The 24,226-nt window shown below is 69.3% G+C and carries 21 protein-coding genes; 6 read left to right on the plus strand and 15 right to left on the minus strand.

Annotation, left to right across the window (positions count from 1 at the left end):
• From KAK06_RS18485 to recA, 9 genes are all read right to left on the minus strand, one after another.
• Positions 1 to 538, minus strand: a 538-nt coding sequence (locus KAK06_RS18485) for a CHASE2 domain-containing protein (protein ID WP_210803626.1), incomplete at its 3' end; no start/stop codon positions are given.
• Positions 539 to 572: 34 nt separating this feature from the next.
• Positions 573 to 1,208 carry an FHA domain-containing protein gene (locus tag KAK06_RS18490; RefSeq protein WP_210803627.1) on the minus strand — a complete coding sequence of 212 codons (636 nt, stop codon included), beginning with the start codon at positions 1,206 to 1,208 and terminating at the stop codon, positions 573 to 575.
• A gap of 38 nt (positions 1,209 to 1,246) precedes the next feature.
• Positions 1,247 to 2,038 (minus strand): Stp1/IreP family PP2C-type Ser/Thr phosphatase, encoded by a 792-nt coding sequence (locus KAK06_RS18495; protein ID WP_310741120.1) that lies wholly within the window; start codon positions 2,036 to 2,038, stop codon positions 1,247 to 1,249.
• A gap of 25 nt (positions 2,039 to 2,063) precedes the next feature.
• On the minus strand, positions 2,064 to 3,044 hold the full coding sequence (locus tag KAK06_RS18500) for a serine/threonine-protein kinase (protein ID WP_210803629.1): 981 nt from the start codon (positions 3,042 to 3,044) through the stop codon (positions 2,064 to 2,066).
• Between the two features lie 92 nt (positions 3,045 to 3,136).
• A complete protein-coding gene (locus tag KAK06_RS18505; RefSeq protein ID WP_210803630.1) occupies positions 3,137 to 3,874 on the minus strand; it encodes a TerC family protein in 738 nt (245 codons plus the stop codon).
• 149 nt (positions 3,875 to 4,023) lie between these two features.
• Positions 4,024 to 4,917 (minus strand): succinate--CoA ligase subunit alpha, encoded by an 894-nt coding sequence (sucD, locus tag KAK06_RS18510; protein WP_210803631.1) that lies wholly within the window; start codon positions 4,915 to 4,917, stop codon positions 4,024 to 4,026.
• Positions 4,918 to 5,026: 109 nt separating this feature from the next.
• The gene (gene sucC, locus KAK06_RS18515; RefSeq protein ID WP_210803632.1) at positions 5,027 to 6,187 is read right to left on the minus strand and encodes an ADP-forming succinate--CoA ligase subunit beta; all 1,161 of its coding nucleotides are present in this window, start codon (positions 6,185 to 6,187) and stop codon (positions 5,027 to 5,029) included.
• A gap of 251 nt (positions 6,188 to 6,438) precedes the next feature.
• Positions 6,439 to 6,996, minus strand: coding sequence for a regulatory protein RecX (locus KAK06_RS18520; RefSeq protein ID WP_210803633.1), 558 nt, complete (start codon positions 6,994 to 6,996; stop codon positions 6,439 to 6,441).
• A 21-nt stretch (positions 6,997 to 7,017) separates the two neighbouring features.
• The gene (gene recA, locus KAK06_RS18525) at positions 7,018 to 8,058 is read right to left on the minus strand and encodes a recombinase RecA (RefSeq protein WP_210803634.1); all 1,041 of its coding nucleotides are present in this window, start codon (positions 8,056 to 8,058) and stop codon (positions 7,018 to 7,020) included.
• A gap of 151 nt (positions 8,059 to 8,209) precedes the next feature.
• On the opposite strand from recA, the gene KAK06_RS18530 reads away from it, so the two are divergent.
• Together KAK06_RS18530 and KAK06_RS18535 are read left to right on the plus strand one after the other, a co-directional pair.
• A complete protein-coding gene (locus tag KAK06_RS18530) occupies positions 8,210 to 8,881 on the plus strand; it encodes a response regulator (protein ID WP_210803635.1) in 672 nt (223 codons plus the stop codon).
• A gap of 111 nt (positions 8,882 to 8,992) precedes the next feature.
• The gene (locus KAK06_RS18535; RefSeq protein WP_210803684.1) at positions 8,993 to 10,396 is read left to right on the plus strand and encodes a sensor histidine kinase; all 1,404 of its coding nucleotides are present in this window, start codon (positions 8,993 to 8,995) and stop codon (positions 10,394 to 10,396) included.
• Here KAK06_RS18535 and rodA read toward each other — a convergent pair whose 3' ends face one another.
• The 5 genes from rodA to KAK06_RS18560 form a co-directional block, all read right to left on the minus strand.
• Complete coding sequence (gene rodA / locus KAK06_RS18540) at positions 10,397 to 11,551, minus strand: rod shape-determining protein RodA (RefSeq protein WP_210803636.1); 1,155 nt, start codon at positions 11,549 to 11,551, stop codon at positions 10,397 to 10,399.
• A complete protein-coding gene (mrdA, locus tag KAK06_RS18545) occupies positions 11,548 to 13,599 on the minus strand; it encodes a penicillin-binding protein 2 (RefSeq protein WP_210803637.1) in 2,052 nt (683 codons plus the stop codon). The genes rodA and mrdA overlap by 4 nt, the downstream gene beginning before the upstream one ends.
• Before the next feature lie 19 nt (positions 13,600 to 13,618).
• Positions 13,619 to 14,140, minus strand: coding sequence for a rod shape-determining protein MreD (mreD, locus tag KAK06_RS18550; RefSeq protein ID WP_210803638.1), 522 nt, complete (start codon positions 14,138 to 14,140; stop codon positions 13,619 to 13,621).
• Positions 14,140 to 15,063 carry a rod shape-determining protein MreC gene (gene mreC, locus KAK06_RS18555; RefSeq protein WP_210803639.1) on the minus strand — a complete coding sequence of 308 codons (924 nt, stop codon included), beginning with the start codon at positions 15,061 to 15,063 and terminating at the stop codon, positions 14,140 to 14,142. The genes mreD and mreC overlap by 1 nt, the downstream gene beginning before the upstream one ends.
• Positions 15,064 to 15,145: 82 nt before the next feature.
• On the minus strand, positions 15,146 to 16,189 hold the full coding sequence (locus KAK06_RS18560) for a rod shape-determining protein (protein ID WP_210803640.1): 1,044 nt from the start codon (positions 16,187 to 16,189) through the stop codon (positions 15,146 to 15,148).
• Positions 16,190 to 16,497: 308 nt separating this feature from the next.
• Between KAK06_RS18560 and gatC the strand changes: the two genes are divergently transcribed.
• From gatC to gatB, 3 genes are read left to right on the plus strand one after another with little or no spacing between them, the layout of a single operon-like run.
• Positions 16,498 to 16,797, plus strand: a complete 300-nt coding sequence (gene gatC, locus KAK06_RS18565; protein ID WP_210803641.1) for an Asp-tRNA(Asn)/Glu-tRNA(Gln) amidotransferase subunit GatC — start codon at positions 16,498 to 16,500, stop codon at positions 16,795 to 16,797.
• The gene (gene gatA / locus KAK06_RS18570; protein ID WP_210803642.1) at positions 16,794 to 18,284 is read left to right on the plus strand and encodes an Asp-tRNA(Asn)/Glu-tRNA(Gln) amidotransferase subunit GatA; all 1,491 of its coding nucleotides are present in this window, start codon (positions 16,794 to 16,796) and stop codon (positions 18,282 to 18,284) included. Before gatC ends, gatA begins: the two co-directional genes overlap by 4 nt.
• Before the next feature lies 1 nt (position 18,285).
• Positions 18,286 to 19,734, plus strand: coding sequence for an Asp-tRNA(Asn)/Glu-tRNA(Gln) amidotransferase subunit GatB (gene gatB / locus KAK06_RS18575; RefSeq protein WP_210803643.1), 1,449 nt, complete (start codon positions 18,286 to 18,288; stop codon positions 19,732 to 19,734).
• A 475-nt stretch (positions 19,735 to 20,209) separates the two neighbouring features.
• Here gatB and KAK06_RS18580 read toward each other — a convergent pair whose 3' ends face one another.
• Positions 20,210 to 21,424: a 6-phosphofructokinase gene (locus KAK06_RS18580; RefSeq protein WP_210803644.1), complete on the minus strand. Its 1,215-nt coding sequence runs from the start codon at positions 21,422 to 21,424 to the stop codon at positions 20,210 to 20,212.
• A 115-nt stretch (positions 21,425 to 21,539) separates the two neighbouring features.
• Here KAK06_RS18580 and KAK06_RS18585 point away from each other — a divergent pair, with 115 nt between their 5' ends.
• Positions 21,540 to 24,221, plus strand: coding sequence for a bifunctional diguanylate cyclase/phosphodiesterase (locus KAK06_RS18585; RefSeq protein WP_210803645.1), 2,682 nt, complete (start codon positions 21,540 to 21,542; stop codon positions 24,219 to 24,221).
• Positions 24,222 to 24,226 lie beyond the last annotated feature (5 nt).

Consider the following 24,226-nt stretch of genomic DNA (forward strand, 5'->3'; position numbering starts at 1 on the left):
CGGCCGGCACGGGGGCGGCCGGCGCCGGCACCGGGCCCAGGCGCTGGCCGCCGCGGTCGGCGCTGAGGTACCAGCCCAGCACCGCGGGGTGGCCGCGCAGCGCGTCGGCCAGCGGCCGGTCACCGCCCAGCGCGGGCGCCAGCGCCTGGGCAGCCGCACGCAGCGGGCTGTGCGGCGGGACCTGGGCCAGCAGTTCAGCGGCGTGGCCGTCGTCGGGCTCGGCAAACACCATGTCAAAGCCCAAGGCCGCGACACGCTGGCGGTCAAACAGCTCGTCGGCCAGCGCGGCCAGCCGCTGACGTGGCCAGGGCCAGCGGCCCAGGGCCTGCAGGCTGGCTTCGTCGATGTCGACGATGGCGATATCAGGGTGGGGGCCGGCGGGATCGGGGGCCAGCAGGCGCAGGCGCAGGTCGTCGCTCAGCCATTCCAGGCGGTCCACCACCTGCCAGGGACCCTGGGCCGCACTGAGCAGCAGCGGAATCAGCCACAGCAGGGCCGCCAGCCAGGGGCCGCTGCGGCGGGTCAGTCGGCGCAGCATGGGCGCAGCCGACGGGCGACAGGCGCGCGGGCTCTCAGCCCTGGATGAACTGCATCTGGGTGCCCGCCAGGTCGATGACGTCGCCGTTCTTCAGTGGCGCCACGTCCTCGGTCAGCTGGCTGCCGTTGATGGAGGGCCGCGCCGTGCCCTCGACATGGGCCAGCACATAGCCATTCGGGCGCTTGGAGATGGACGCCACCTGCATGCCCGGCTTGCCCACCGTGGTGACCACCTTGGTCAGCAGCACCTCGCGGCCGGCCGCGCCGCCGTTGAGCACCTTGATCGAGGCAGGCAGCATGGACACCGAGGGCGGCACCGTGGCCGGGCCGCTGGCCGGGTGCTGACCGGGGCGCAACACCATGGTCTTCTCGTAGTCGGCGACTTCTTCGGTCAGGTACTTGATGCGGTACTTGCCGATCTCGACGGTGTCGTTGTGCACCAGCAGCTGCTTCTTGATCGCCTTGCCGTTGATGTAGGTGCCGTTGGTGCTGTTGAGGTCTTCGATGTAGACGTCATCGCCCACCGCCAGCAGCACGGCGTGCTCGCCGCTGACCGCCAGGTTGTCGATCACGATGTCGTTGTAGGGACGCCGGCCAAGCGTGGTGCGGTCCTTGGTGATCTGGAACTCTTTGATCACCACGTTGTCGAGGGAGACGACCAGCTTGCTCATGGGAATCCTTGTTTCGTGTCTTGTCACCGGGCGGACGCTCAGCGGCGGAAGGGCCACCAGCCGCGTCCGGCCCGGGTCAAACCTCCGCGCACCCGGGCCAGCACGACGGCGATGTTATCCCGTCCACCCGCGGCGTTGGCGGCATCGACCAGGGCCTGGGCCATGGCCTCGAGCGACTCGTGGCTGCGCATCACCTGGGCGATGACGACGTCTGGAAGCATGTCGGACAGGCCATCGGAGCACAGCAGCACGACGTCGCCGCCACGCAGGTCGTGGGCATGCACATCGGCCACCACCTCAGGCTCCACACCCACCGCCCGGGTGACCAGGTTGCGGTGCATGGAGTAGCTGGCCTCCTCAGGGGTGAGCAGGCCGGCGTCAATTTGTTCCTGCAGCAGCGAATGGTCGCGGCCGAGCTGCTCGAACAGCGCCCCGCGCAGGCGGTAGGCGCGCGAGTCGCCAACGTGGGCGATCCAGACCGAGTCGGTGGCGAACAGCGCCGACACCAGCGTGGTGCCCATGCCGGCGTACTCGGCGCGGCTGCCGGCCGCCTCGTGCACCGCGTGATTGGCCTGCTGCGTGGCCTGGGCCAGGGCACGGCGGATGCTGTCGTCATCGTGCGGGCCGGGCGACTGGCGCAGCCAGGCGGACAGCTGCTCCAGCACGCGGCCAGCGGCCAGATCGCTGGCCACCTCGCCGGCGTTGTAGCCGCCCATGCCGTCGGCCAACACGGCCAGGCCCAGCAGAGGGTCGAGCTTGACCGTGTCCTCGTTGTTGTGCCGGGCACGGCCGGTGTCGGTCAGGCTGGCAAATTCGAGCAGGGGGGGCACGTCAGCGGGTGCGGGGGAAGCGGAATCAGTCATTGTGCCTTGGGAGCCCGAGTGGTGGCGCATCCGGCGTGTTCCGAGTGGGAGGCAGTGTGGCGGCAACGAGCCGAAGCTCCCGTGCCCAGTGCGATGCGTCACGCTGCCTGTCGGCGGGTGACTTGGACAGCCCGCGCTGCAGGATGTCGGACAGCAGCGGCGGCAGGTCGGGGCGCACGCTGCTGAGCAGGTCCGGCGGGCGGTGGACGATGGCCTGCAGCAGCTCGGCCAGCGAGGTCGCCTCGAGTGGCGGGCGTCCTGTGAAGAGCTGCCAGGCCAGGGCGCTGAGGGCGTAGAGGTCGCAGCGCCCGTCGATGGCGCCGCCCAGGACCTGCTCCGGTGCCATATAGACCGGTGAGCCCAGCATCACGCCCGAGCGGCTGCGGTCGGCATCGCTGAGGCGGGCGCAGCCGAAGTCGGCGATCTTCACCACGTTCTGCGCCAGGTTGACCAGGATGTTGCTGGGCTTGAGGTCGCGGTGGATCACGCCCTGGGCGTGCGCATGGGCCAGCCCGTCGGCCACGCGAGCCAGCAGCTCCAGGGCCAGTCGCTCGGGCAGCAGCCAGGGCGAGCTGGCGTAGCGACTCAGGTCGTGCCCGGAGACCCACTCCATGGCAATCCAGCCATAGGCCGCATCACCCAGGCCATCGATGCCTGAGGCGTAGGTGGCGACGATGGACTCGTGGCTGAGGCGAGCAGCGGCGGCTGACTCTGCCAGGAAGCGTTCTCGGGTGAGGTCGTGGCCCGCGAAGCGCACGGTCTTCAGGGCCACAGGCAGGCCCGAGGCCGGGTCGGTGGCCAGGTGCAGCTCACCGAAACTGCCCTGCGCCACGGTGCGCACCAAGGCGAAGCCGCCGATGCGGATGCCCGGCATCTCGCCGGGGATGGGCAGTTCGGGCTCAGGCTCGGTGTCCGGTGGCCGCTGCCACAGGCGCAGCGCACGCTGCCAGAAGCCGGCGCCGGTCAAGGGCATCTCGCACACCTACCACTCGGGGATTCAGGTGGCGGGACCTTAACACAGGGGTGCGCCAGCGTTGGCGCCTTGGGCGTCCCCAGTTGGTGGGATCAGGCCTCGGCGGCGGGCATGCGCGACTGCACCAGCTTGCCGATCAGATAGACCAGCAGTGCCCCTGCGATGCCGGCGCCGTAGCGGACCGTGGACACCACCTCGGGCGGCAGCTCCGGCCGGGCGGCCGGCGTGGTGGGCAGGTAGGCCATCACCGCCGGGTCGGACACGGCCATCGTGCCGGCGATCCAGCCCAGCAGCATGCCGCCCAGCACGATGATGGCGGGGAATCGGTCCATCAGCTTGATCACCATCTGGCTGCCCCAGACGATGATCGGGATGCTGACCAGCAGGCCAAAGATGACCAGCGGCATCTGGTGATCGCCCCCGGCGGACTGCGCAGCGCCGGCGATCGCGATGACGTTGTCGACGCTCATCACCAGGTCGGCCACGATGACGGTTTTCACGGCGCCCCAGAGCTTGTCGCTGCCCTCGATGTTGCCGTGCTCCTCCTCGTCGCCCGGCGCAATCAGCTTGACGCCGATCCAGATCAGCAGCGCGGCACCGGCGATCTTCAGGTACGGAATGGCCAGCAGCGCCAGCGCAAAGAAGATCAGCACCACGCGCAGCACGATGGCACCGGCCGTGCCCCACAGAATGCCCTGGGTGCGCTGGTGGGCCGGCAGCTTGCGGCAGGCCAGCGCGATGACCACCGCGTTGTCGCCGCCCAGCAGGATGTCGATCATGATGATCTGGCCGACGGCGATCCAGAATTCGGCGTGCATGAACTGGTCCATGGGGTGTTCTCGTGGGGAGCTGGGTTCGGGCCGCAGTGTAGGTGCAGCAGGCTGGTGCGTCGTGCGTGGAACTACAGATCCGGCGCCGGCCGAAAAGCACACGGGCCGCATGCTGCGGCCCGTGCGGGGTCAGGCGAAACGCCCGGGGATCAGAGCAGGCCCTTGAGCAGGCGGCCCATTTCCGACGGGTTGCGGGTGATCGTGAAGCCGCACTCTTCCATGATGGCGAGCTTGGCATCGGCGGTGTCGGCGCCGCCCGAGATCAGCGCGCCGGCGTGGCCCATGCGCTTGCCCGGAGGGGCGGTGACACCGGCGATGAAGCCGACCACCGGCTTCTTCATGTGGGCCTTGACCCAGCGGGCGGCTTCGGCCTCGTCGGGGCCGCCGATCTCGCCGATCATGATCACGGCGTCGGTGTCCGGATCGTCGTTGAAGGCCTTCATCACGTCGATGTGCTTGAGGCCATTGATCGGGTCGCCACCGATGCCGACGGCGCTGGACTGGCCCAGGCCGATCTCGGTCAGCTGCGCCACGGCTTCATAGGTCAGCGTGCCCGAGCGCGAGACCACGCCGATGCGGCCCTTGCGGTGGATGTGACCGGGCATGATGCCGATCTTGATCTCTTCCGGGGTGATCAGGCCGGGGCAGTTCGGGCCCAGCAGCAGCGTCTTCTTGCCACCGGCGGCTTCCTTGGCCTTCATCTTGTTGCGCACCTCCAGCATGTCCCGCACGGGGATGCCTTCGGTGATGCAGATGGCCAGGTCCAGGTCAGCCTCGACGGCTTCCCAGATCGCGGCGGCGGCGCCCGCGGGCGGCACGTAGATCACCGACACGGTGGCGCCGGTCTGGCTGGCGGCTTCCTTGACGGTGCCGTAGATGGGGATCTCGGAGAACTTCTCGCCCGCCTTCTTGGGGTTCACGCCGGCAACGAAGCAGTTCTTGCCGTTGGCGTAGGCTTGACAGCCCAGGGTATGGAACTGACCGGTCTTGCCCGTGATGCCCTGGGTAATGACCTTGGTGTCCTTGTTGATGAAGATCGACATGGTGATGGTGCCCCTCGTTTGCGGGGTACCGCAACCGATCCCCCGGGGGGATCTCGCCCGTCTTGGGGCGGCCCGGCGACGGGCTCGGTGCGGTATCCGCGGTGGTGGATTACTTGACGGCTTCGACGATCTTCGTCGCAGCTTCGGCCATGGTGTCGGCGGCGATGATGGGCAGGCCGGATTCGGCCAGCATCTTCTTGCCCAGTTCCTCGTTCGTGCCCTTCATGCGCACGACCAGCGGCACCTGCAGGTTGACGGCCTTGCAGGCGGTGATCACGCCTTCGGCGATGGTGTCGCAGCGCATGATGCCGCCGAAGATGTTGACCAGGATGCCCTTGACGTCCGGGTTCTTAAGCATGATCTTGAAGGCCTCGGTGACCTTCTCGGCGGTGGCACCGCCGCCGACGTCCAGGAAGTTGGCCGGCTCGCCGCCGAACAGCTTGATGGTGTCCATGGTGGCCATGGCCAAGCCAGCGCCGTTGACCAGGCAGCCGATGTTGCCGTCCAGGCTGATGTAGGCCAGGTCGAACTTGGAGGCCTCGACTTCAGCGGGGTCCTCTTCGTCCAGATCGCGGTAGGCGACGATCTCGGGGTGGCGGAACAGGGCGTTGGCGTCGAAGTTGAACTTGGCGTCCAGGGCGATCAGGTTGCCCTTGGAGTCGCAGTTCAGCGGGTTGATCTCGACCAGCGAGGCGTCCGTCTCCATGTAGCAGCGGTACAGGTTCTGGAACAGCTTGACGGCCTGGTCGTGCGAGCCGGCCGGCAGGCCGACCGCCGTGGCGATCTTGCGCGCCTGGGCGTCACCCAGACCGGTCAGCGGATCGATCACCTCGGTGATGATCTTCTCGGGGGTGCTGTGCGCGACCTCCTCGATGTCCATGCCGCCCTCGCTCGAGGCGATGAAAGCCACCTTCTGGCTGGCGCGGTCGGTCACGATGGAGACGTAGTACTCCTTCTGGATGTCCGCGCCTTCCTCGATGTAGAGGCGGCGGACCTTCTGGCCTTCGGCGCCGGTCTGGTGCGTGACCAGCTGCATGCCCAGGATCTGGCCGGCCAGGTCCTTGACGCCGTCGAGCGTCTTGGTGACCTTGACGCCACCGCCCTTGCCCCGGCCACCGGCGTGGATCTGGGCCTTGACCACCCAGACCGGACCGCCCAGCTTCTGTGCCGCTTCGACGGCCTCTTGCACGTTGAATGCCGGGTAGCCGCGGGGCACCGGCACGTCGAACTGGCGCAGGATTTCCTTGCCTTGGTACTCGTGGATCTTCATGGGAGGCTTGTCGTGGGTTCAGGACGAATGAGCAGGCGGAAAATTTCGTATGACGAAATGCTGATGCACACTGCTCGCCGGCGCCGGATTGTGCGGCACTTTCCTGCCAATTGGCTGACGGACCGACCCGCGGGGCCGGCCTGCAGCTGCCCGGGAACAGGCAGGTTTCAGGGCGGTTTCAGACCGGCGGCGACTGTAGCACGCATGTTGCGATGCAGCATCCTGCATGGTGAAACCCGGCGGGGCCGGGTTCAGTCGTCGTCGCGGCCGCCGACAATGCGCCGGATCAGCGCCGGCGCAAAGCCCCGCGCGGCCAGAAAACGCATCTGGCGCGCGCGCTCGGCGGGGTCGGTGGCGGGTTCGCCAAAGCGCTTGCGCCAGACCGCGCGGGCGCGCTCGGCCTCGGAGTCTTTCAGCGCCTGCTGGGTGTCGGCATCGAGCTCGACACCATGGCGCGCCAGCTCCTGGCGGATGCGCGCCTGGCCCAGCTTGGGCGCGCGGGCGTGCACGCGCGACTCGATGAAGCGCGCGTCACTCTGGTGGCGGCGCTCGGCCAGCCAGTCGAGCACGGTGTCGACCTCGGCGGCCAGGGCTTCGGGGTCAGGTTCGGCGGCGGTGGCCGGCAAGGCGTCACCGTCGAAAAAGGCCTGCAGCGGATCGGCGGCGCCCCCCAACGGATCGGTGGCCGCCCACTGCGCACGCTTGCGCGCCTGGGTGATCAGGCGGCCGCGCAGCTCCTGCCGGCTGTACTCGCGCCGGGCCAGCAGCGACAGCGCATAGGCCTTCAGGCCCAGGGGCTCGCGGGCCATGCCAGCCGCGCCCAGCGGGGATTACTCGGCGCTGACCGCGTTGGGCAGCAGGCGCACGCCCAGTTCGGCACGGACCTTGTTCTCGATCTCGTGGGCCAGGTCGGGGTTCTCTTTGAGGAACTCGCGGGCGTTGTCCTTGCCCTGGCCGATCTTCTCGCCGTTGTACGAGTACCAGGAACCCGCCTTCTCGACGATGCGGGCATTGACGCCCAGGTCGATGATCTCGCCCTCGCGGCTGACGCCTTCGCCGTAGAGGATGTCGAACTCGGCTTCCTTGAACGGCGGCGAGACCTTGTTCTTGACGACCTTGACGCGGGTTTCGTTGCCGATGACCTCGTCGCCCTTCTTGATCGAGCCGATGCGGCGGATGTCCAGGCGCACCGAGGAATAGAACTTCAGCGCATTGCCGCCGGTGGTGGTTTCGGGGCTGCCGAACATCACGCCGATCTTCATGCGGATCTGGTTGATGAAGACCACCATGCAGTTGGACTTCTTGATGGTGGCGGTCAGCTTGCGCAGCGCCTGGCTCATCAGGCGGGCCTGCAGGCCGGGCAGCTGGTCGCCCATCTCGCCTTCGATTTCGGCCTTGGGCGTGAGGGCGGCGACCGAGTCGATGATGACCAGATCGACCGCGCCGGAGCGCACCAGCGAATCGACGATTTCCAGCGCCTGCTCGCCGGTGTCGGGCTGGCTGATCAGCAGTTCCTGAAGGTTCACGCCCAGCTTCTGGGCGTAGCCGGTGTCCAGCGCGTGCTCGGCGTCAATGAAGGCGGCGACGCCGCCGAGCTTCTGCATCTCGGCCACCACCTGCAGCGTGAGGGTGGTTTTGCCGGAGGATTCAGGGCCGTAGATCTCGACCACCCGGCCGCGCGGCAGGCCACCCACGCCCAGCGCGATGTCCAGACCCAGCGAGCCGGTGGAGACCACCTGGATGTCCTCGACCGCCTCGCCCTCGCCCAGGCGCATGATCGAGCCCTTGCCGAACTGCTTCTCGATCTGGGCCAGCGCAGCCTGCAGGGCCTTGGCCTTTTCGGGGTTGAGGGTCTTGGTGGGGGCGTCCATGGTGATCTCCTGAGTTCGGCGCGATTATGGCAGCAAAGCTGGATATTCGTACAGTACCGGGTGAGTGTCGACAGACAGGGGCCCAGGGCCTGCCTAAAATCAGCATACCGGCCCGCGCTGGACCATAACGAGAGCCCCGTGGAGACATGCCATGCGCATCCTGATTGCGGAAGATGACCAGGTGCTGGCCGACGGCCTGCTGCGCACGCTGCGTGGCAACGGCTATGCGGTCGACCAGGTCGGCAGCGGTACTGAAGCCGACGCGGCGCTGGCCTCCCACGAGTTCGACCTGGTGATCCTGGACCTGGGCCTGCCGCGCATGCACGGCCTGGAGGTGCTGCGCAAGCTGCGTGGCCGCGGCTCGTCGATGCCGGTGCTGATCCTCACCGCTGCCGATTCGGTGGAGCAGCGCGTCAAGGGGCTGGACCTGGGCGCCGACGACTACATGGCCAAGCCCTTCTCGCTGCAGGAGCTCGAAGCCCGCGTGCGCGCCCTCACCCGGCGCGGGCTGGGCACCGCCTCCAGCGTGATCAAGCACGGCCCGCTCACTTTTGACGCCACCGGCCGCGTGGCCTACATCAACGACCAGATGATCGAGCTCTCGGCGCGCGAGATCTCGCTGCTCGAGGTGCTGCTGCAGCGCGCCGGCCGACTGGTCAGCAAGGACCAGCTGGTGGCGCGCCTGTGCGAGTGGGGCGAAGAGGTCAGCAACAACGCGATCGAGGTCTACATCCACCGCCTGCGCAAGAAGATCGAGCAGGGCCCGATCCGCATCGCCACCGTGCGCGGCCTGGGCTACTGCCTCGAGAAGATCGCGGCCTGAGCCCGGGTCGGGCGGCGTGCGACTGAGAGCGTGAGAGTCTTCCCGCCCCTCGTCGCGCCCGGTCCGGCGCCGCGCGAACAGCACTCGCTGTTCGGCGAGATCCTCGACTGGATGCTCGCCCCGCTGCTGCTGCTGTGGCCGATGAGCGTGGCGCTGACCTGGCTGGTGGCGCAGAACATCGCCGCCCGCCCCTATGACCGCGACCTGGGCCAGCTGACCCGCATGATCGCCCAGCAAATGGCGGTGGAATCGGTGGCGGCAGCCCCCGACGCCCCGCTGAAGCTGCCCGAGTCGGCCGCCGCGCTGCTGCGCAGCGATGATGTCGATCGCATCTACTTCCAGGTCCTGGGCCCGCGCGGCGAGCTGCTGGCCGGCGACCGCGAGCTGCCGCCTCCCGAGCTGGACCGGCTGGTGGTGGGCGAGCTGGCCTTTCGCGACGAATCGCTGCAGAACGAGACCGTGCGCATCGCCGCGCTGCGCCCCGGCAGCCACCCGCGGGTGCTGCTGGTGCAGGTGGCCGAGACCCTGGACAAGCGCTCGCGCCTGGCCACCGAGATCATCAAGGGCGTGATCCTGCCGCAGTTCGTCATCCTGCCGCTGGCGGTGCTGCTGGTGTGGTTTGCGCTGGCGCGCGGCATTGCCCCGCTGAACCAGCTGCAGCAGCGCATCCGCCAGCGCGAGAGCGGCGACCTCAGCCCGATCGACGAGCACGACGCCCCTGAAGAAGTGGCCCCGCTGGTGCGCTCGATCAACGACCTGCTGGCCAGGCTGGACCAGTCGATGGCCACCCACAAGCACTTCCTGGCCGATGCCGCGCACCAGCTCAAGACGCCGCTGGCCGGTCTGCGCACCCAGGCCGAGCTGGCGCAGCGCGAGATCGACGCCGGCTCCGACCCCAAGTCGGTCAAGCGCTCGCTGCAGCAAATCTCGCTGAGCAGCCAGCGCGCGGCGCACATGGTCAACCAGCTGCTGTCGATGGCGCGCGCCGAGGACCAGGAGCAGGCCCGCCGCCAGCAGGCCTACAGCCTGGTGCGGCTGGCCACCGAGACCGTGCAGGACTTCGTGCCCAAGGCCATGGACAAGCGCATCGACCTGGGCTACGAGGGTCCCGACAGCGCCGACGGCGCACCGCGTCTGACCGGCCAGCCGCTGCTGGTGCGCGAGGCCATTCGCAACCTGGTCGACAACGCGCTGCAGTACACCCCCGAGGGCGGCACGGTCACCGTGCGCATCACGCCCGATCCGTTCGGCCAGGTGGTGGTGCTGGAGGTGGAAGACAACGGCCCGGGCATTCCCGAGGCCGAGCGCGAGCTGGTGCTGCAGCCCTTCTACCGCGCACTGGGCACCGAGGTCGACGGCAGCGGCCTGGGCCTGGCCATCGTCAAGGAGATTGCCGAGCGGCACGGCGCCGAGCTGAGCATTTCAGCCGCGCGGCTGGCGCCCGCGAGCGAGCGGCCGGGGGCGCGCTTCACGCTGCGTTTTCCGGTCACCGTCGAGCCTAACCCGTCGGCTTGATCAGCTCTGCATCAGCCGCCGGCTGCGGGCAATGGACATCAGCATCCCCAGTGCCAGGCCCAGCGTGGTCATCGCCGTGCCGCCGTAGCTGATGAAGGGCAGCGGAATGCCCACCACCGGCAGGATGCCGCTGACCATGCCCATGTTGACCATGGCGTAGGTGAAGATCGACAGCGTGATGGCCCCGGCCAGCAGCCGGGTGAACAGGGTGGGCGCCTCGGCGGCGATCGTCAGGCCGCGCAGCAGCACGAAGCTGAAGGTGGCGATCAGTGTGAGAACGCCCAGCAGGCCGAACTCCTCGGCGAAGGCGGCGAAGATGAAGTCGGTGGTGCGCTCGGGGATGAACTCGAGGTGGGTCTGGGTGCCCTGCATCAGCCCCTTGCCGGTCAGGCCGCCGGAGCCGATCGCGATCATGCCCTGGATGATATGGAAGCCCTTGCCCAGTGGGTCCTTGCTGGGGTCGAGCAGCGTGCACACGCGGTGCTTCTGGTAGTCGCGCAGCAGCGGCCATTTGACGTCGGGCTCGCAGATCGCATCGCCAAAGCTCACCAGCGCGCCGATGCCCACCGCGGCGGCCAGCACCACCGGCAGGATCAGGCGCCAGGACAGGCCGGCGAAGAAGATCACGTACAGCCCACCGCTGAGGATCAGGATCGCGGTGCCCAGGTCGGGCTGCTTGACCACCAGGCCCACCGGCAACAGCAGCAGGCCGGCGGCGGCGATGAAGTCCAGCGTGCGCAGCTGGCCCTCGCGCTTCTGGAACCACCAGGCCAGCATCAGCGGCATGGCCAGCTTCAGGATCTCGCTGGGCTGGATCACGATGCCCAGATTCAGCCAGCGGGTGGCCCCTTTCTTGGTGATGCCGAACAGCGCGGTGGCGATCAGCAGCGCCACGCCGAGGGTATAGAGCGGCACCGCCAGCTGCATCAGGCGCTGCGGCGAGATCTGCGCCACCGCGAACAGCACCAGGCCCGCGATCAGCATGTTGCGCCCGTGGTCGACGAAGCGGGTGCCGTGATCGAAACCCGCGGAGTACATGGTCACCATGCCCAGCACCGCCAGCACCATCAGGCCCAGCATCAGCGGCAGGTCGAAGCCGCTGAACACCGGCCGCAGCCGCTGCCACAGCGACGGCCGCTCGAACACCACGCTCATCGCGCACCTCCACTGGCAGCGCTGGCCGCCGACGACGCCGCCGAGGCCGCAGGCACCGGCCCCGACGCCGCCGGTCCGGCCACCAGCAGCGTGGCGTTGCTGGCCGTGGGCAGCGGCACGCTGTCCACGGTCCGCGTCGGCCCGATCGGCGCCGCCGACTGGCCCTTCTGCGTGGCGGCAATGTCGTCGGCGTTGGGGTACTGGCCCAACAGCACGTAGTCGAACACGCGGCGGGCGATCGGCGCCGCGGCAGCCGCGCCCCAGCCGGCGTTCTCAACGACCAGCGCCAGCGCGATGCGCGGCTGATCCAGCGGTGCGAAGGCGACATACAGCGAGTGGTCGCGCAGGTGCTCGGCCAGGCGCGCGGCGCTGTACTTCTCGTTCTGGCGGATGCCCACGGCCTGGGCGGTGCCGGTCTTGCCGCCGCTCTGGTAGGGCGCACCGGCAAAGACCCGGGCCGAGGTGCCGCCCACCGTCACGCCGTGCATCGCCTGCAGCACGACCTGGGCGTGCTCGGGCTTGAGTGGCAGCGGCTCGAGCGGCTTCTTCTCGACGGGGTGGCGCTCGCGCGAGACCAGGTCCTCGACCTCGCGCACCAGGCGCGGCTCGAAGCGCTGCCCGCCCGAGGCCAGCGTGGCCATGGCGCTGGCCACCTGCAGCATGGTGAAGCTGTTGTAGCCCTGGCCAATGCCCAGCGAGATGGTCTCGCCGGCATACCACTTGCGCTGCTCGGGGCGCTTGTAGGTGCGGCGCTTCCACTCGGTGGACGGCAGGATGCCGGTGACCTCACCTTCCAGGTCGATGCCGGTGCGCCGCCCGAAGCCGAAGGGCGAGAGCTGCTCGTGGATCAGATCCACCCCCATCTCGTTGGCCAGCGTGTAGTAGTAGACGTTGCTCGACTCGACGATCGAGCGGCGCATGTCCATCGCGCCGCCGCGCTCGTTCTCGGGGCTGCCGTAGCGGTGGCCGCCGAACATGAAGTAGCCCGGGTCGTTGATGATGACCGAGGGGCTGCGCTTGCCGGAGTTCAGCGCGGCAATCGCCATGAAGGGCTTGTAGGTGGAGCCTGGCGGGTAGGTGCCGCGCAAGGCGCGGTTGAGCAGCGGCTTGTCGATCGACTCGTTGAGCTCGCGCCAGTTCTCGACATCGATGCCGTCGACGAACAGGTTGGGGTCGAAGGTGGGTTTGCTGACGAAGGCCAGCACCTCGCCGTTGCGCGGGTCGATCGCCACCAGCGCGCCCCGGCGGCTGCCGAACAGCTCCTCGATCAGCGCCTGCAGCTTGATGTCGATCGACAGCACCAGGGTGTTGCCCGGCGTGGCGGGCAGGCTGTCGAGGCGGCGCACCGCGCGGCCGCCGGCCGAGGTCTCGATCTGCTCGAAGCCGGTGGTGCCGTGCAGCTGGCTCTCGTAGGCCTGCTCCAGGCCCAGCTTGCCGATGTACTCGGTGCCGCGGTAGTTGGCCTGGGCTTCCTCGTCCCAGTCTTCCATGGCCTGCTTTTCGGCCTGATTGATGCGGCCGATGTAGCCGATCAGGTGGCTGGCCAGCTCACCATAGGGGTAGTTGCGAAAGAGGCGCGCCTTCACGTCCACGCCGGGAAATCGGTAGCGCTGGGCCATGAAGCGCGCCAGCTCCTCGTCGGACAGGCGGTTGCGGATCGGCAGCGACTCGAAGCTCTTGCTCTCGTCGAGCTGGCGCTTGAAGCGACGGCGGTCGCGCGGCTGGATGTCGATGAACTCGGCCAGCGCGTTGATCGTGGCCTCCAGGTCATCCACCTTGGACGGCGTGATCTCCAGCGTGTAGGCGGTGTAGTTGGTGGCCAGCACCACGCCGTTGCGGTCGATGATGCGACCGCGGTTGGGCACGATGGGCACCACCGCAATGCGGTTGGCCTCGGCCCGCGTGGACAACTCCTCGTGGCGCAGCACCTGCAGGTAGACCAGACGCGCCACCAGCAGCGAGAAGCCGAGCAGCACGAAGGCCGCCGCCGCGAAGACGCGCAGCCGGAAGCGATCCAGCTCGCGCTCAAGATTGCGTAACTCCGTCATGCAGGCTCGCCGCTGGCGTTCACAGCGGCCGGTTCTCGTCCGGATCCGGCGGCCGGCGCTGCGGCGCCAGCAGCAGCCAGCTGGCCACCGGCCACAGCAGGGCCTCGGCCACCGGTGCCAGCAGCAGACCCCAGCCGGGCAGGCCGTCGCCAGCGGCCAGCCGCACCAGCAAGGTCACCAGGTGGGCGGCGGCGAACAGCGGCATCACGTGCAGCACCTGCTCGGCCAGGCTGAACCACAGCACCCGGCGGTGGATGGTGATGGCCAGGTAGGACAGCAGCGTGTAGGCCAGCGCATGCTGGCCCAGCAGCGCGCCCTGGTGCACGTCGACCAGCAGGCCAAAGACGAAGGCGGCGATCACGCCCACGCGGCGCGGCTGGTGCACGTTCCAGAACACCAGCACCAGCGCCACCAGGTCGGGCAGCGCCGGGTGCGGGCCCAGCGGCACCATGTTCAGCAGCAGCGCCATCACCAGCGTGAACCACAGGAAGACGGGGTTGACCGGCAGCAGCAGCTGGTCGGATCCGCGCGGCATGATCATCAGCGGCGTCCTCCGCGGTGCGGCTTGGACGCGCCCCGCTCGGGCTCGGGCGGCTGCGGACGGGGCGGCTGCTGCGCGGCCAGCGGCTCCAGCACCAGCACATGGCGCACGCCATCGGGCAGCGCGGTGGGTGCCAGCGTGATGCGGGCAAAGGCCGAGTCGCTGCGCCGATCCACCGCGGTGACGCGAGCCACCTGCAGGCCGGCGGGATAGACGCCGTCGACGCCGCTGGTGGTCAGCACGTCGCCAGTCTGGACGTCGTCATTGCCCGCCATGAAGCGCAACTCCATCGTGTGGCCGGACCCGCCGCCACCGAACGCTGCGCTGCGGTGCTCGGTGCGCGCATTGAGCACCGGAATGGCGGCGTCCTTGTCGACCAGCAGCGTCACCTCGGACGACAGCGGGTAGACGCGGGTCACCTGGCCCAGCACGCCGTCTTCATTGATGACCGGCGAGCCGGCGACGATGCCGTGCTGGCTGCCGCGGTCGAGAAAGACCTTGCGCGAGAAGGGATCGGGCGCCTCGTAGAGCACCTCGGCGGCCTGCGACTTGACGGTGACCGCCGGCCGCAGCTCGAGCAGCGCGCGCAGGCGCTCGTTCTCCTGCGTCAGCCGGTCCACGCGCGACGAGCGCTCGGCCTGCTGCGCCAGCCGCGCCTCCAGCGACTGCACCTGGCTCAGCGCCGAGCGCAGGCCGCCGGCATAGTCCAGCGCGGCGCGCCAGCCGGCCACCGGCAGGTCGAGCAGGCGCACCGCCGGCAGCAGCAGCGTGGCCATGGCGGCGCGCAGCGGCTGGGTCATCGTGAAGCGGGCGTCGGCCGCCATCAGGAACAGCGCCAGCGCCGTGCACAGCACCAGCTTCGTCAGGGCCGAGGGGCCCTGGCGGAAGAAGGGTGGCGGGGTGCGGTCGAGGGTGCCGAGCATGGCGCCTCAGGCGGGGAGGGGTGGGAAGCGAAGAAGCCGGCCCCGTGTCGAAGGTGCCGGCTCCTGCATGGTGGCCCTGGCCTTACTCGCTGGTGAAGATCGAGCCCAGGCGCTCCATGCGCTCGAGTGCCATGCCGCAGCCGCGCACCACGCAGGTCAGCGGGTCCTCGGCCACCAGCACCGGCAGGCCGGTTTCCTCGGCCAGCAGGCGGTCCAGGTCGCGCAGCAGCGCGCCGCCGCCGGTGAGCATCATGCCGCGCTCGGCGATGTCGGCGCCCAGCTCGGGCGGGGTCTGCTCCAGCGCGTTCTTGACGGCGCTGACGATCTGGTTGAGCGGGTCGGTCAGGGCTTCAAGGATCTCGTTGGACGAGATCGTGAAGCTGCGCGGCACGCCCTCGGACAGGTTGCGGCCCTTGACCTCCATCTCCTTGACCTCGGAGCCGGGGAAGGCGCTGCCGATCTGCTTCTTGATGGCTTCGGCGGTGGGCTCGCCGATCAGCATGCCGTAATTGCGACGGATGTAGTTGATGATGGCTTCATCGAACTTGTCGCCGCCGACACGGACCGAGCCCTTGTAGACCATGCCGCCCAGCGAGATGACGCCCACCTCGGTGGTGCCACCGCCGATGTCCACCACCATCGAGCCGCTGGCCTCGCTCACCGGCAGGCCGGCACCGATGGCCGCGGCCATCGGCTCCTCGATCAGGTACACGTCACTGGCGCCGGCGCCCAGCGCCGATTCGCGGATCGCGCGGCGCTCGACCTGGGTAGAGCCGCAGGGCACGCAGATGATGATCCGCGGGCTGGGCTTGAGCACCGAGCGCGGGTGGACCATCTTGATGAACTGCTTGAGCATCTGCTCAGTGACGGTGAAGTCGGCGATCACGCCGTCCTTCATCGGGCGGATGGCCTCGATGTTGCCGGGCACCTTGCCCAGCATGGCCTTGGCCTCGTGGCCCACGGCCTGGATGGTCTTCTTGCCGCTCGGGCCGCCCTCGTGGCGGATCGAGACGACCGAGGGCTCATCCAGGACGATGCCCTTGCCGCGCACGTAGATCAACGTGTTGGCGGTACCCAGGTCGATGGCAAGGTCGGTGGAGAAATAGCGGCGCAGCGAAGCGAACATGGAAACAGGCGTCAGGTCAGGGCAGCCCCGAGGCGTTCCCCTGCTGCCTCTTCGGGCAGACCAGCGGGACCATCGGCCAGGGGGCGATGCATGAATCGGGTGGGGCGGCAGAGGTGGCTGACGGCTGGCAGCACAAGACTGCCAACACCCGCGCCACGGGCGGTTGTGGATAACCGGAGATAATACCGCATCACCCCCTGTTCACCCGGGGCGGCTGCCCGTTTTTTACGCACGGCAACCGGCACTTTCCGGCGGTTTCCAGACCGCCCAGGGCCGCTGCGCCAGGCTCTATTTCACCCGCATCCACCATGGCACTCTCTTCCGAGGACGTGGACCGCATCGCCCACCTCGCGCGGCTGGACCTCTCCGGCGCCGAGCAGCAGGCGATGCTCACGCAACTCAACGGCTTCTTCGACATCGTCGAGCAGATGGGCAAGGTCGACACCCAGGGTGTCGAGCCGCTGTTCACGCCGCTGTCGGCAGCGATGGACGTGCACCTGCGCCTGCGCGAGGACGCCGTGACCGAAAGCAACCAGCGTGAGGCCAACCAGCGCAGCGCCCCGGCCGTCGAGAACGGCCTGTTCCTCGTGCCCAAGGTGATCGAATGAGCGCGCCGCTGCACACCCTGGGCGTGGCCGCCGCGTCGCGCGCGCTGGCCGCGGGAGAGGTCTCCAGCGTCGAGCTGACCGCCGCGCTGCTGGCCCGCGCCGAGGCCCACGCCGAGCTGGGCGCCTTCCTGCACCTGGACCGCGACAGCGCGCTGGCCGCCGCGCTGGCCGCCGACGCCGCCCGCGCCGCCGGGCCGGTGGGCCCGCTGTGCGGCGTGCCGATCGCCCACAAGGACATCTTCGTCACCGCCGACATGCCCACCACCGCCGGCTCGAAGATGCTGGCGGGCTACCGCAGCCCCTTCGATGCCACCGTGGTGGCCCGCCTGAAGGCCGCTGGCACGGTCAGCCTGGGCAAGCTCAACTGCGACGAGTTCGCGATGGGCTCGGCCAACGAGAACTCGGCCTTCCAGCCGGTGAAGAACCCCTGGGACACCACCCGGGTGCCCGGCGGCTCCTCGGGCGGCTCGGCCGCCGCGGTGGCCGCGCGCCTGATCCCGGCCGCCACCGGCACCGACACCGGCGGCTCGATCCGCCAGCCGGCCAGCTTCTCGGGCCTGACCGGCATCAAGCCCACCTACGGCGTGTGCAGCCGCTACGGCATGATCGCCTTCGCCTCCAGCCTGGACCAAGCCGGGCCGATGGCGCGCAGTGCCGAGGACTGCGCGCTGTTGCTGTCGGCGATGGCCGGCTTTGACGAGCGCGACAGCACCAGCGCCGAGCGCCCCGCGCCCGACTACCTGGCGCTGATGAACACGCCGCGCGCCGAGGCCACCGCCTCGCAGCCGCTCAAGGGCCTGCGCATCGGCCTGCCGGCCGAGTTCTTCCCGGCGGCGCTGGCGGCCGATGTGAACGGCGCCGTGCGCGCCGCGCTGGCCCAGCTGGAGCAGCTGGGCGCCACGCTGGTGGACGTGAGCCTGCCGCGCACCGAGCTGTCCATTCCCGTCTACTACATCATCGCCCCCGCCGAGGCCAGCTCCAACCTCAGCCGCTTCGACGGCGTCAAGTTCGGCCACCGCGCCGCCCAGTACGACGACCTGCTGGACATGTACCGCAAGACCCGCGCCGAGGGCTTCGGGCCTGAGGTCAAGCGCCGCATCATGATCGGCACCTATGTACTGAGCCACGGCTACTACGACGCCTACTACCTGCAGGCGCAGAAGCTGCGCCGCATGATCGCCGACGACTTCCAGCGCTGCTTCACGCAGTGCGACGTCATCGCCGGCCCGGTCGCCCCCACGGTGGCCTGGCACATCGGCGAGCAGGGGGGCGATCCGCTGCAGGCCTACCTGGCCGACATCTTCACGCTGCCTGCCAGCCTGGCCGGCCTGCCCGGCATGAGCGTGCCGGCGGGCTTCGGCGCCGGCGGCATGCCGGTCGGACTTCAGTTGATCGGCAACTACTTCCAGGAAGGCACGCTGCTGCACGCCGCCCATGCACTGCAGCAGGCCACCGATGTCCACCTCCGCACCCCGGAGGGCTTTTGAGATGACAACGCCCCAACTCGTGCGTGGCTACGAGGTCGTGATCGGCCTGGAGAACCACGTCCAGCTGTCCACCCAGTCCAAGATCTTCAGCGGCAGCGCCACCGCCTTCGGCGCCGAGCCCAACACCCAGGCCAGCCCGGTGGACCTGGCGCTGCCGGGCACGCTGCCGGTGCTCAACCGCGCCGCGGTGGAGCGGGCCATCCGCTTCGGCCTGGCGGTGGGCGCCAAGGTGGCGCCGCTCAGCATCTTTGCCCGCAAGAACTACTTCTACCCCGATCTGCCCAAGGGCTACCAGATCAGCCAGTTCGAGATCCCGGTGGTCCAGGGCGGGCTGGTGGAGTTCTTCGTCGGCGAGACCAAGAAAACGGTGCGCCTGACCCGCGCCCACCTGGAAGAGGACGCGGGCAAGAGCCTGCACGAGGACTTCCACGGCCAGTCGGGGATCGATCTGAACCGCGCCGGCACGCCGCTGCTGGAGATCGTCTCCGAGCCCGACATGCGCTCGGCCCAGGAGGCGGTGGAGTACGCCAAAACGCTGCACGCGCTGGTGATGTGGCTGGGCATCTGCGACGGCAACATGCAGGAGGGCTCGTTCCGCTGCGATGTGAACGTGTCGGTGCGCAAGCCCGGCGCGCCTTACGGCACGCGGCGCGAGATCAAGAACCTCAACAGCTTCCGCTTCCTGGTGGATGCGGTCAACTACGAGGTCAACTGGCAGATCGACGAGATTGAGGACGGCCGCAGCATCCAGCAGGCCACGGTGCTCTACAACCCCGACAAGGGCGAGACCCGGGCGATGCGCAGCAAGGAGGACTCGGCCGACTACCGCTACTTCCCCGACCCCGACCTGCCGCCGCTGGTGATCGCCCCCGAGTGGGTCGAGCGCGTGAAGGGCGAGATGCCCGAGCTGCCGCGCGCCATGGCCGAGCGCTTCGTCTCGCAGGACGGCCTGCCGGCCTACGACGCGACGATGATGACGCAGAGCCTGGCCTTCGCCCGCTTCTACGAGGCCGCGCGCGACGCCTGCCGCCAGCCCAAACTGGTGGCCAACTGGCTGATGGGCGAGGTCTCCAAGCGCCTGAACACCGAAGGCCGCGACATCGCCGACGCGCCGGTGGCGCCCACCACGCTGGCCGCGCTGATCGGCCGCATCCAGGACGGCACGATCAGCAACAACGCCGCCAAGCAGGTGTTCGACGCACTGTGGTCGGGCGATGCCTCGGGCGTGGACGCGATCATCGAGGCCAAGGGCCTCAAGCAGATGAACGACACCGGCGCGCTGGAAGCCATCGTCGCCGAGGTCATCGCCGCCAACCCGAAGTCGGTCGAGGAGTACAAGGCCGGCAAGGACAAGGCCTTCAACGCCCTGGTCGGCCAGGTCATGAAGGCCTCCAAGGGCAAGGCCAACCCGGCGCAGGCCAGCGAGTTGCTGAAGGCCAAGCTGAACTGAACGCGGGCGGCGGCAAGCTGCGCTGAGCGTCCGCTCGACGTCATTGACTGCGGAGGTGGTGGCGCAGCCAAGGCCCGAGCGGCCAGGGCCTGTCGTCGCAGACGGTGGCGGTCGGCTGCGCCGACTCCCCTGCGGTGCTCGAACTGCAGGGCGGCCCACAAACTCGCTCCGCTCGCCTGCGGCTCGCTGTGCTCAAACAGTGTGGGCCAGTCAGAAGGGATTGCCCTGCAGTCCTGCGCTCCTCGGCGCCCCCGACAGCGCCGCCAGTCCCTGGCCGCTCGTTCCTTGTCTGGGGCAGCGGTTGCGGGACTGCTCGCGCGAGCAGTGCGAGAACGTTGGCAGCGGGTGAGGGGGAGTTCGCTTGGCCGAAGTCAAGGAGGAGGCCGCAGGCCGGGGGACATGAGGACAAGCGAACTCCCCCTCGCCCGCCGCGCCACACCGCTGCAGTCAACCCTACGGCTGGTCAGGGCAGACTTCAGCCCTTCAGAATCCTCGCCACCTTGGCCCGCCGCAGCCGGAAGGCATCCGGCATGCCGGAGCCGAGCAGCGGGCGCAGGTACAGACGGAAGGCGTCGGTCACGTCGGTGCCGCTGGGGGCGATGAACTCGTCCTCCATCGTGCGGGTCTTGCCGGCCACGGCTTCCAGCGGCAGCAGCTCGTAGTCGGCCGAGTAGAAGCCGGTGCGCTTGATCGCCACCGAGCCATTGCGGTCGCCCCACATCGCGAACTGAACGGCCTTCTCGCCCACCTCGCGGGCCTCGCGCTGGTCCACGTCGGACACGCAGCCGACAAAGCTGCGCTGCAGGTAGCCGAAGGTGTCGCCGCGTACCCGCTTGATGCCCAGATTGCGCTTGATTTCCTCGCACAGCAGGTCGGCCAGCGCGCCGCTGCCGCTGAGCTGCACATTGCCGTGGGCGTCGCGTTCCAGGTCCTTGGCCAGCTGGGCCAGGATGGGCTGGCCGCTGGCGTCGTGGATGCCCTCGCTGACGGCCACCACGCAGCGGCCGTAGCGCTCGTGCACGGCCTTGACGTCGGCCAGGAACTTGGGGATCTCGAAGGTGCGCTCGGGCACGTAGATCAGGTGCGGGCCGTCATCGGGGAACTTCTTGCCCAGCGCCGAGGCGGCGGTCAGGAAGCCGGCGTGGCGGCCCATCACCACGCCCACATAGACGCCCGGCAGCGCCGCGTTGTCCAGGTTGGCGCCGGCAAAGGCCTGGGCCACGAAGCGCGCCGCGCTGGGAAAGCCCGGCGTGTGGTCGTTCAGCACCAGGTCGTTGTCGATTGTTTTGGGGATGTGGATGCAGCGCAGCGGGTAGCCGGCCTTGGCGGCCTCCTCGGCGACGATGCGGATGGTGTCGGAGCTGTCGTTGCCGCCGATGTTGAAAAAGTGCTCGATCTGGTGCGCGCGCAGCACCTTGAACATCTCCTGGCAGTAGGCCAGATCGGGCTTGTCGCGCGTGCTGCCCAGCGCCGCCGCGGGCGTGCCGGCGACCAGCTCCAGATTGTGGCTGGTCTCCTGGGTCAGGTCGAGGAAATCCTCGTTCACGATGCCGCGCACGCCGTGCATGGCGCCGTAGACGCGCTGCACCGCATGGTGGCGTCGGGCCTCCAGCACCACGCCGACGAGCGATTGGTTGATGACGGCGGTGGGGCCGCCGCCCTGGGCGACGAGAATCTTGCCTGAAGACATGGAAGGATCCGCAGAGTCGGTGATGAATGCCTCAGGTTAGCGCCGGCCCGGCGCGGACACAACCGGGCGACTCAAGCGCCACTCAGAGCGGCCGATATCCGACCGAGGCCCGTCCATGCCCCGCTCCAACGCCCTTCTGTCCAAGCTGCTTGCCCGCCGACCCCGCACCGTGGTGTGGGGGGCGCTGGCGCTGCTCGCCTCGATGATCGCCAGTCTGGCGGTGATGGGTCTGTGGCAGAGCCGGCTGCAGCACCAGGCCCGGGCGGAGGCGCAAAGCCAAAACCTGGCCACCCTGACCGATGCCTACCTGGCCGCCCACCTGAACCAGCTGGACCAGTCGCTGCTGGGCGTGGTGCACGGTATCGAGGCCTCGCTGGCGCTGCGCGGCCGGATCGAGCCCGCCGAGGCCGCCAGCCTGATCGAGGCGGTGCAGGGCGAACGGCCCGACCTCAGCGGCGTCTACCTCGTGGACGCCGCCGGACGCATCGTCGGCGGCGGGCTGGGGGTGCAGGCCGCCGATCTGGACCAGTCCGACCAGCCCTGGTTCCAGGCCCTGCGCCAACAGGCGCACCCGGGTCTGCAGGTGGCCGCGCCGCGCCTGAGCCTGGTGGGTGATGGCTGGGTGCTGCCCTTTGGCCGTCGCGTCAACGGCCCGGACGGCCAGCCCGCGGGCGCGGTGCTGGCCACGATGCAGATTTCGCACCTGTCGCTGCTGCTCTCGCGCGTGGATGCCGGGCCCGGCGGCGTGGTGGTGCTGCGCAGCGCAGCGCTGCACCAGATCGTGCGCTATCCAGCGCTGGCCGGGGACTCCGGCCGCATCGGTCGCCAGAACGCCTCCCCGGAGCTGCGTGCCCTGGTGGCGCGTCCCGACTGGCGCGTGGTGAACTACCACACCGGCCAGACACCTGACGGCGTGACGCGCACCTACGCCGTCCGCCGCATGAGCGCCGCGCCACTGCTGGTACTGGTGGGCCTGGCCGAGCAGGACACGCTGGCGGGCTGGCAGCGCGAGCTGCGCACCACGCTGGCGCTGGTGGCGAGCTTTCTGCTGCTGCTGTCCGGTGCCGGCCTGATGCTGGTGCGCGCCCTGGCCCGTGGCGAGGAAGCGCGCCAGCGCGCCCGGCTGCTGACCGCGGTGTTCGAGCACAGCGGCGAGGCCATCGTGGTCACCGATGCCGACAACCACATCGTCGAGGTCAACCCCGCCTTTGTGCAGCAGACCGGCTACACCCCCGACGAGGTGGTGGGCCGCAACCCGCGGCTGCTGGCCTCCGGCCACACCCGGCCGGACGAGTACGAAGCCATGTGGGCCTCGCTGACCGAACGGGGCCAATGGCGCGGCGAGCTGCTGGACCGCCACCGCGACGGCCGCGTGTCGCCCAAGTGGATGTCGATCTCGGTGGTGCGCGACGCCCAGGGCGCCGTCACCCACCACATCGCGCAGACCATGGACCTCAGCGAGCTCAAGGCCGCCGAGCAGCGCATCCTGCACCTGGCCCACCACGACCACCTGACCGGCCTGCCCAACCGCGTGCTGCTGCGCGGCCGGCTGGAGCAGGCGCTGGCGGCGGCGCAGCGCGGCGACTCGGAGCTGGCGATGCTGTTCATCGACCTGGACCGCTTCAAGGACATCAACGACAGCCTGGGCCACCATGTGGGCGACGCCATGCTGGTCGAGGTGGCCCAGCGCCTGCAGGCCCTGGTGCGCGGCAGCGACATCGTCGCCCGCCTGGGCGGCGACGAGTTCGTGCTGGTGCTGACCGAGCTGGGCGACGAGGGCGCGCGCGCCAGCGCCCTGGTGGCGCAGAAGGTGCTGGAGGCGCTGCGCCAGCCGGTGAAGGTGGAAGGTCACGCGCTGCACACCTCGGCCAGCATCGGCATTGCCATGTACCCCAGCGACGGCGACGACATGGACGCGCTGATGAAGGGCGCCGACGCCGCGATGTACCACGCCAAGGCCGCCGGCCGCGATGGCCTGCACTTCTACACCGCGGCCATGAACCAGGACAACCAGGAACGCCTGGCGCTGGAACAGGGCCTGCGGGTGGCGATCGACCGCCAAGAGCTGTTCCTGCAGTACCAGCCGCAGATCGAGGCCGGCGGCCTGCGCACCGTCACCGTCGAGGCGCTGCTGCGCTGGCGCCATCCCAGCCTGGGCCTGGTGTCGCCGGTGCGCTTCATCCCGATCGCCGAAGACACCGGCCTGATCGCCAGCATCGGCCGCTGGGTGCTGCACGAGGCGCTGCGCCAGCTCGCGCTCTGGCGCGCCCAGGGGCACACCAGCTTGCGGGTGGCGGTCAATGTGTCGGCCCAGCAGCTGCGCGACGACCAGTTCGCCGTGGCCGTGGCCGACGCCCTGGTGCAGCACGGCGTGCCCGGCGGCGCGCTGGAGCTGGAGGTCACCGAAAGCACCGCCATGCGCGACCCGCGCCGCACCATCGCCCAGCTGCAGCAGCTGCGCCAGCTGGGCGTGGGCCTGTCGATCGACGACTTCGGTACCGGCTACTCGTCGCTGGCCTACCTGAAGCAGCTGCCGCTCAACAGCCTGAAGCTCGACCGCAGCTTCGTCATGGACATCGAGCACGACGCCAACGACGCCGCGATCTGCGCCGCCACGATCACGCTGGCCCACAGCCTGGGCCTGGAAGTGGTGGCCGAGGGCGTGGAGACCCGCGCCCAGCTCGACTATCTGCGCGGCCTGGGCTGCGACCTGGTGCAGGGCTACCTGTTCGCCAAGCCGCTGGACCCCGACGCCTGCCAGGGCTTCATCGAGGCGCAGCTGGCACCCACGCCCTGATCAGG

The sequence above is a fragment of the Ideonella aquatica genome (genome assembly GCF_018069755.1).
Taxonomy (GTDB): domain Bacteria; phylum Pseudomonadota; class Gammaproteobacteria; order Burkholderiales; family Burkholderiaceae_C; genus Ideonella; species Ideonella aquatica.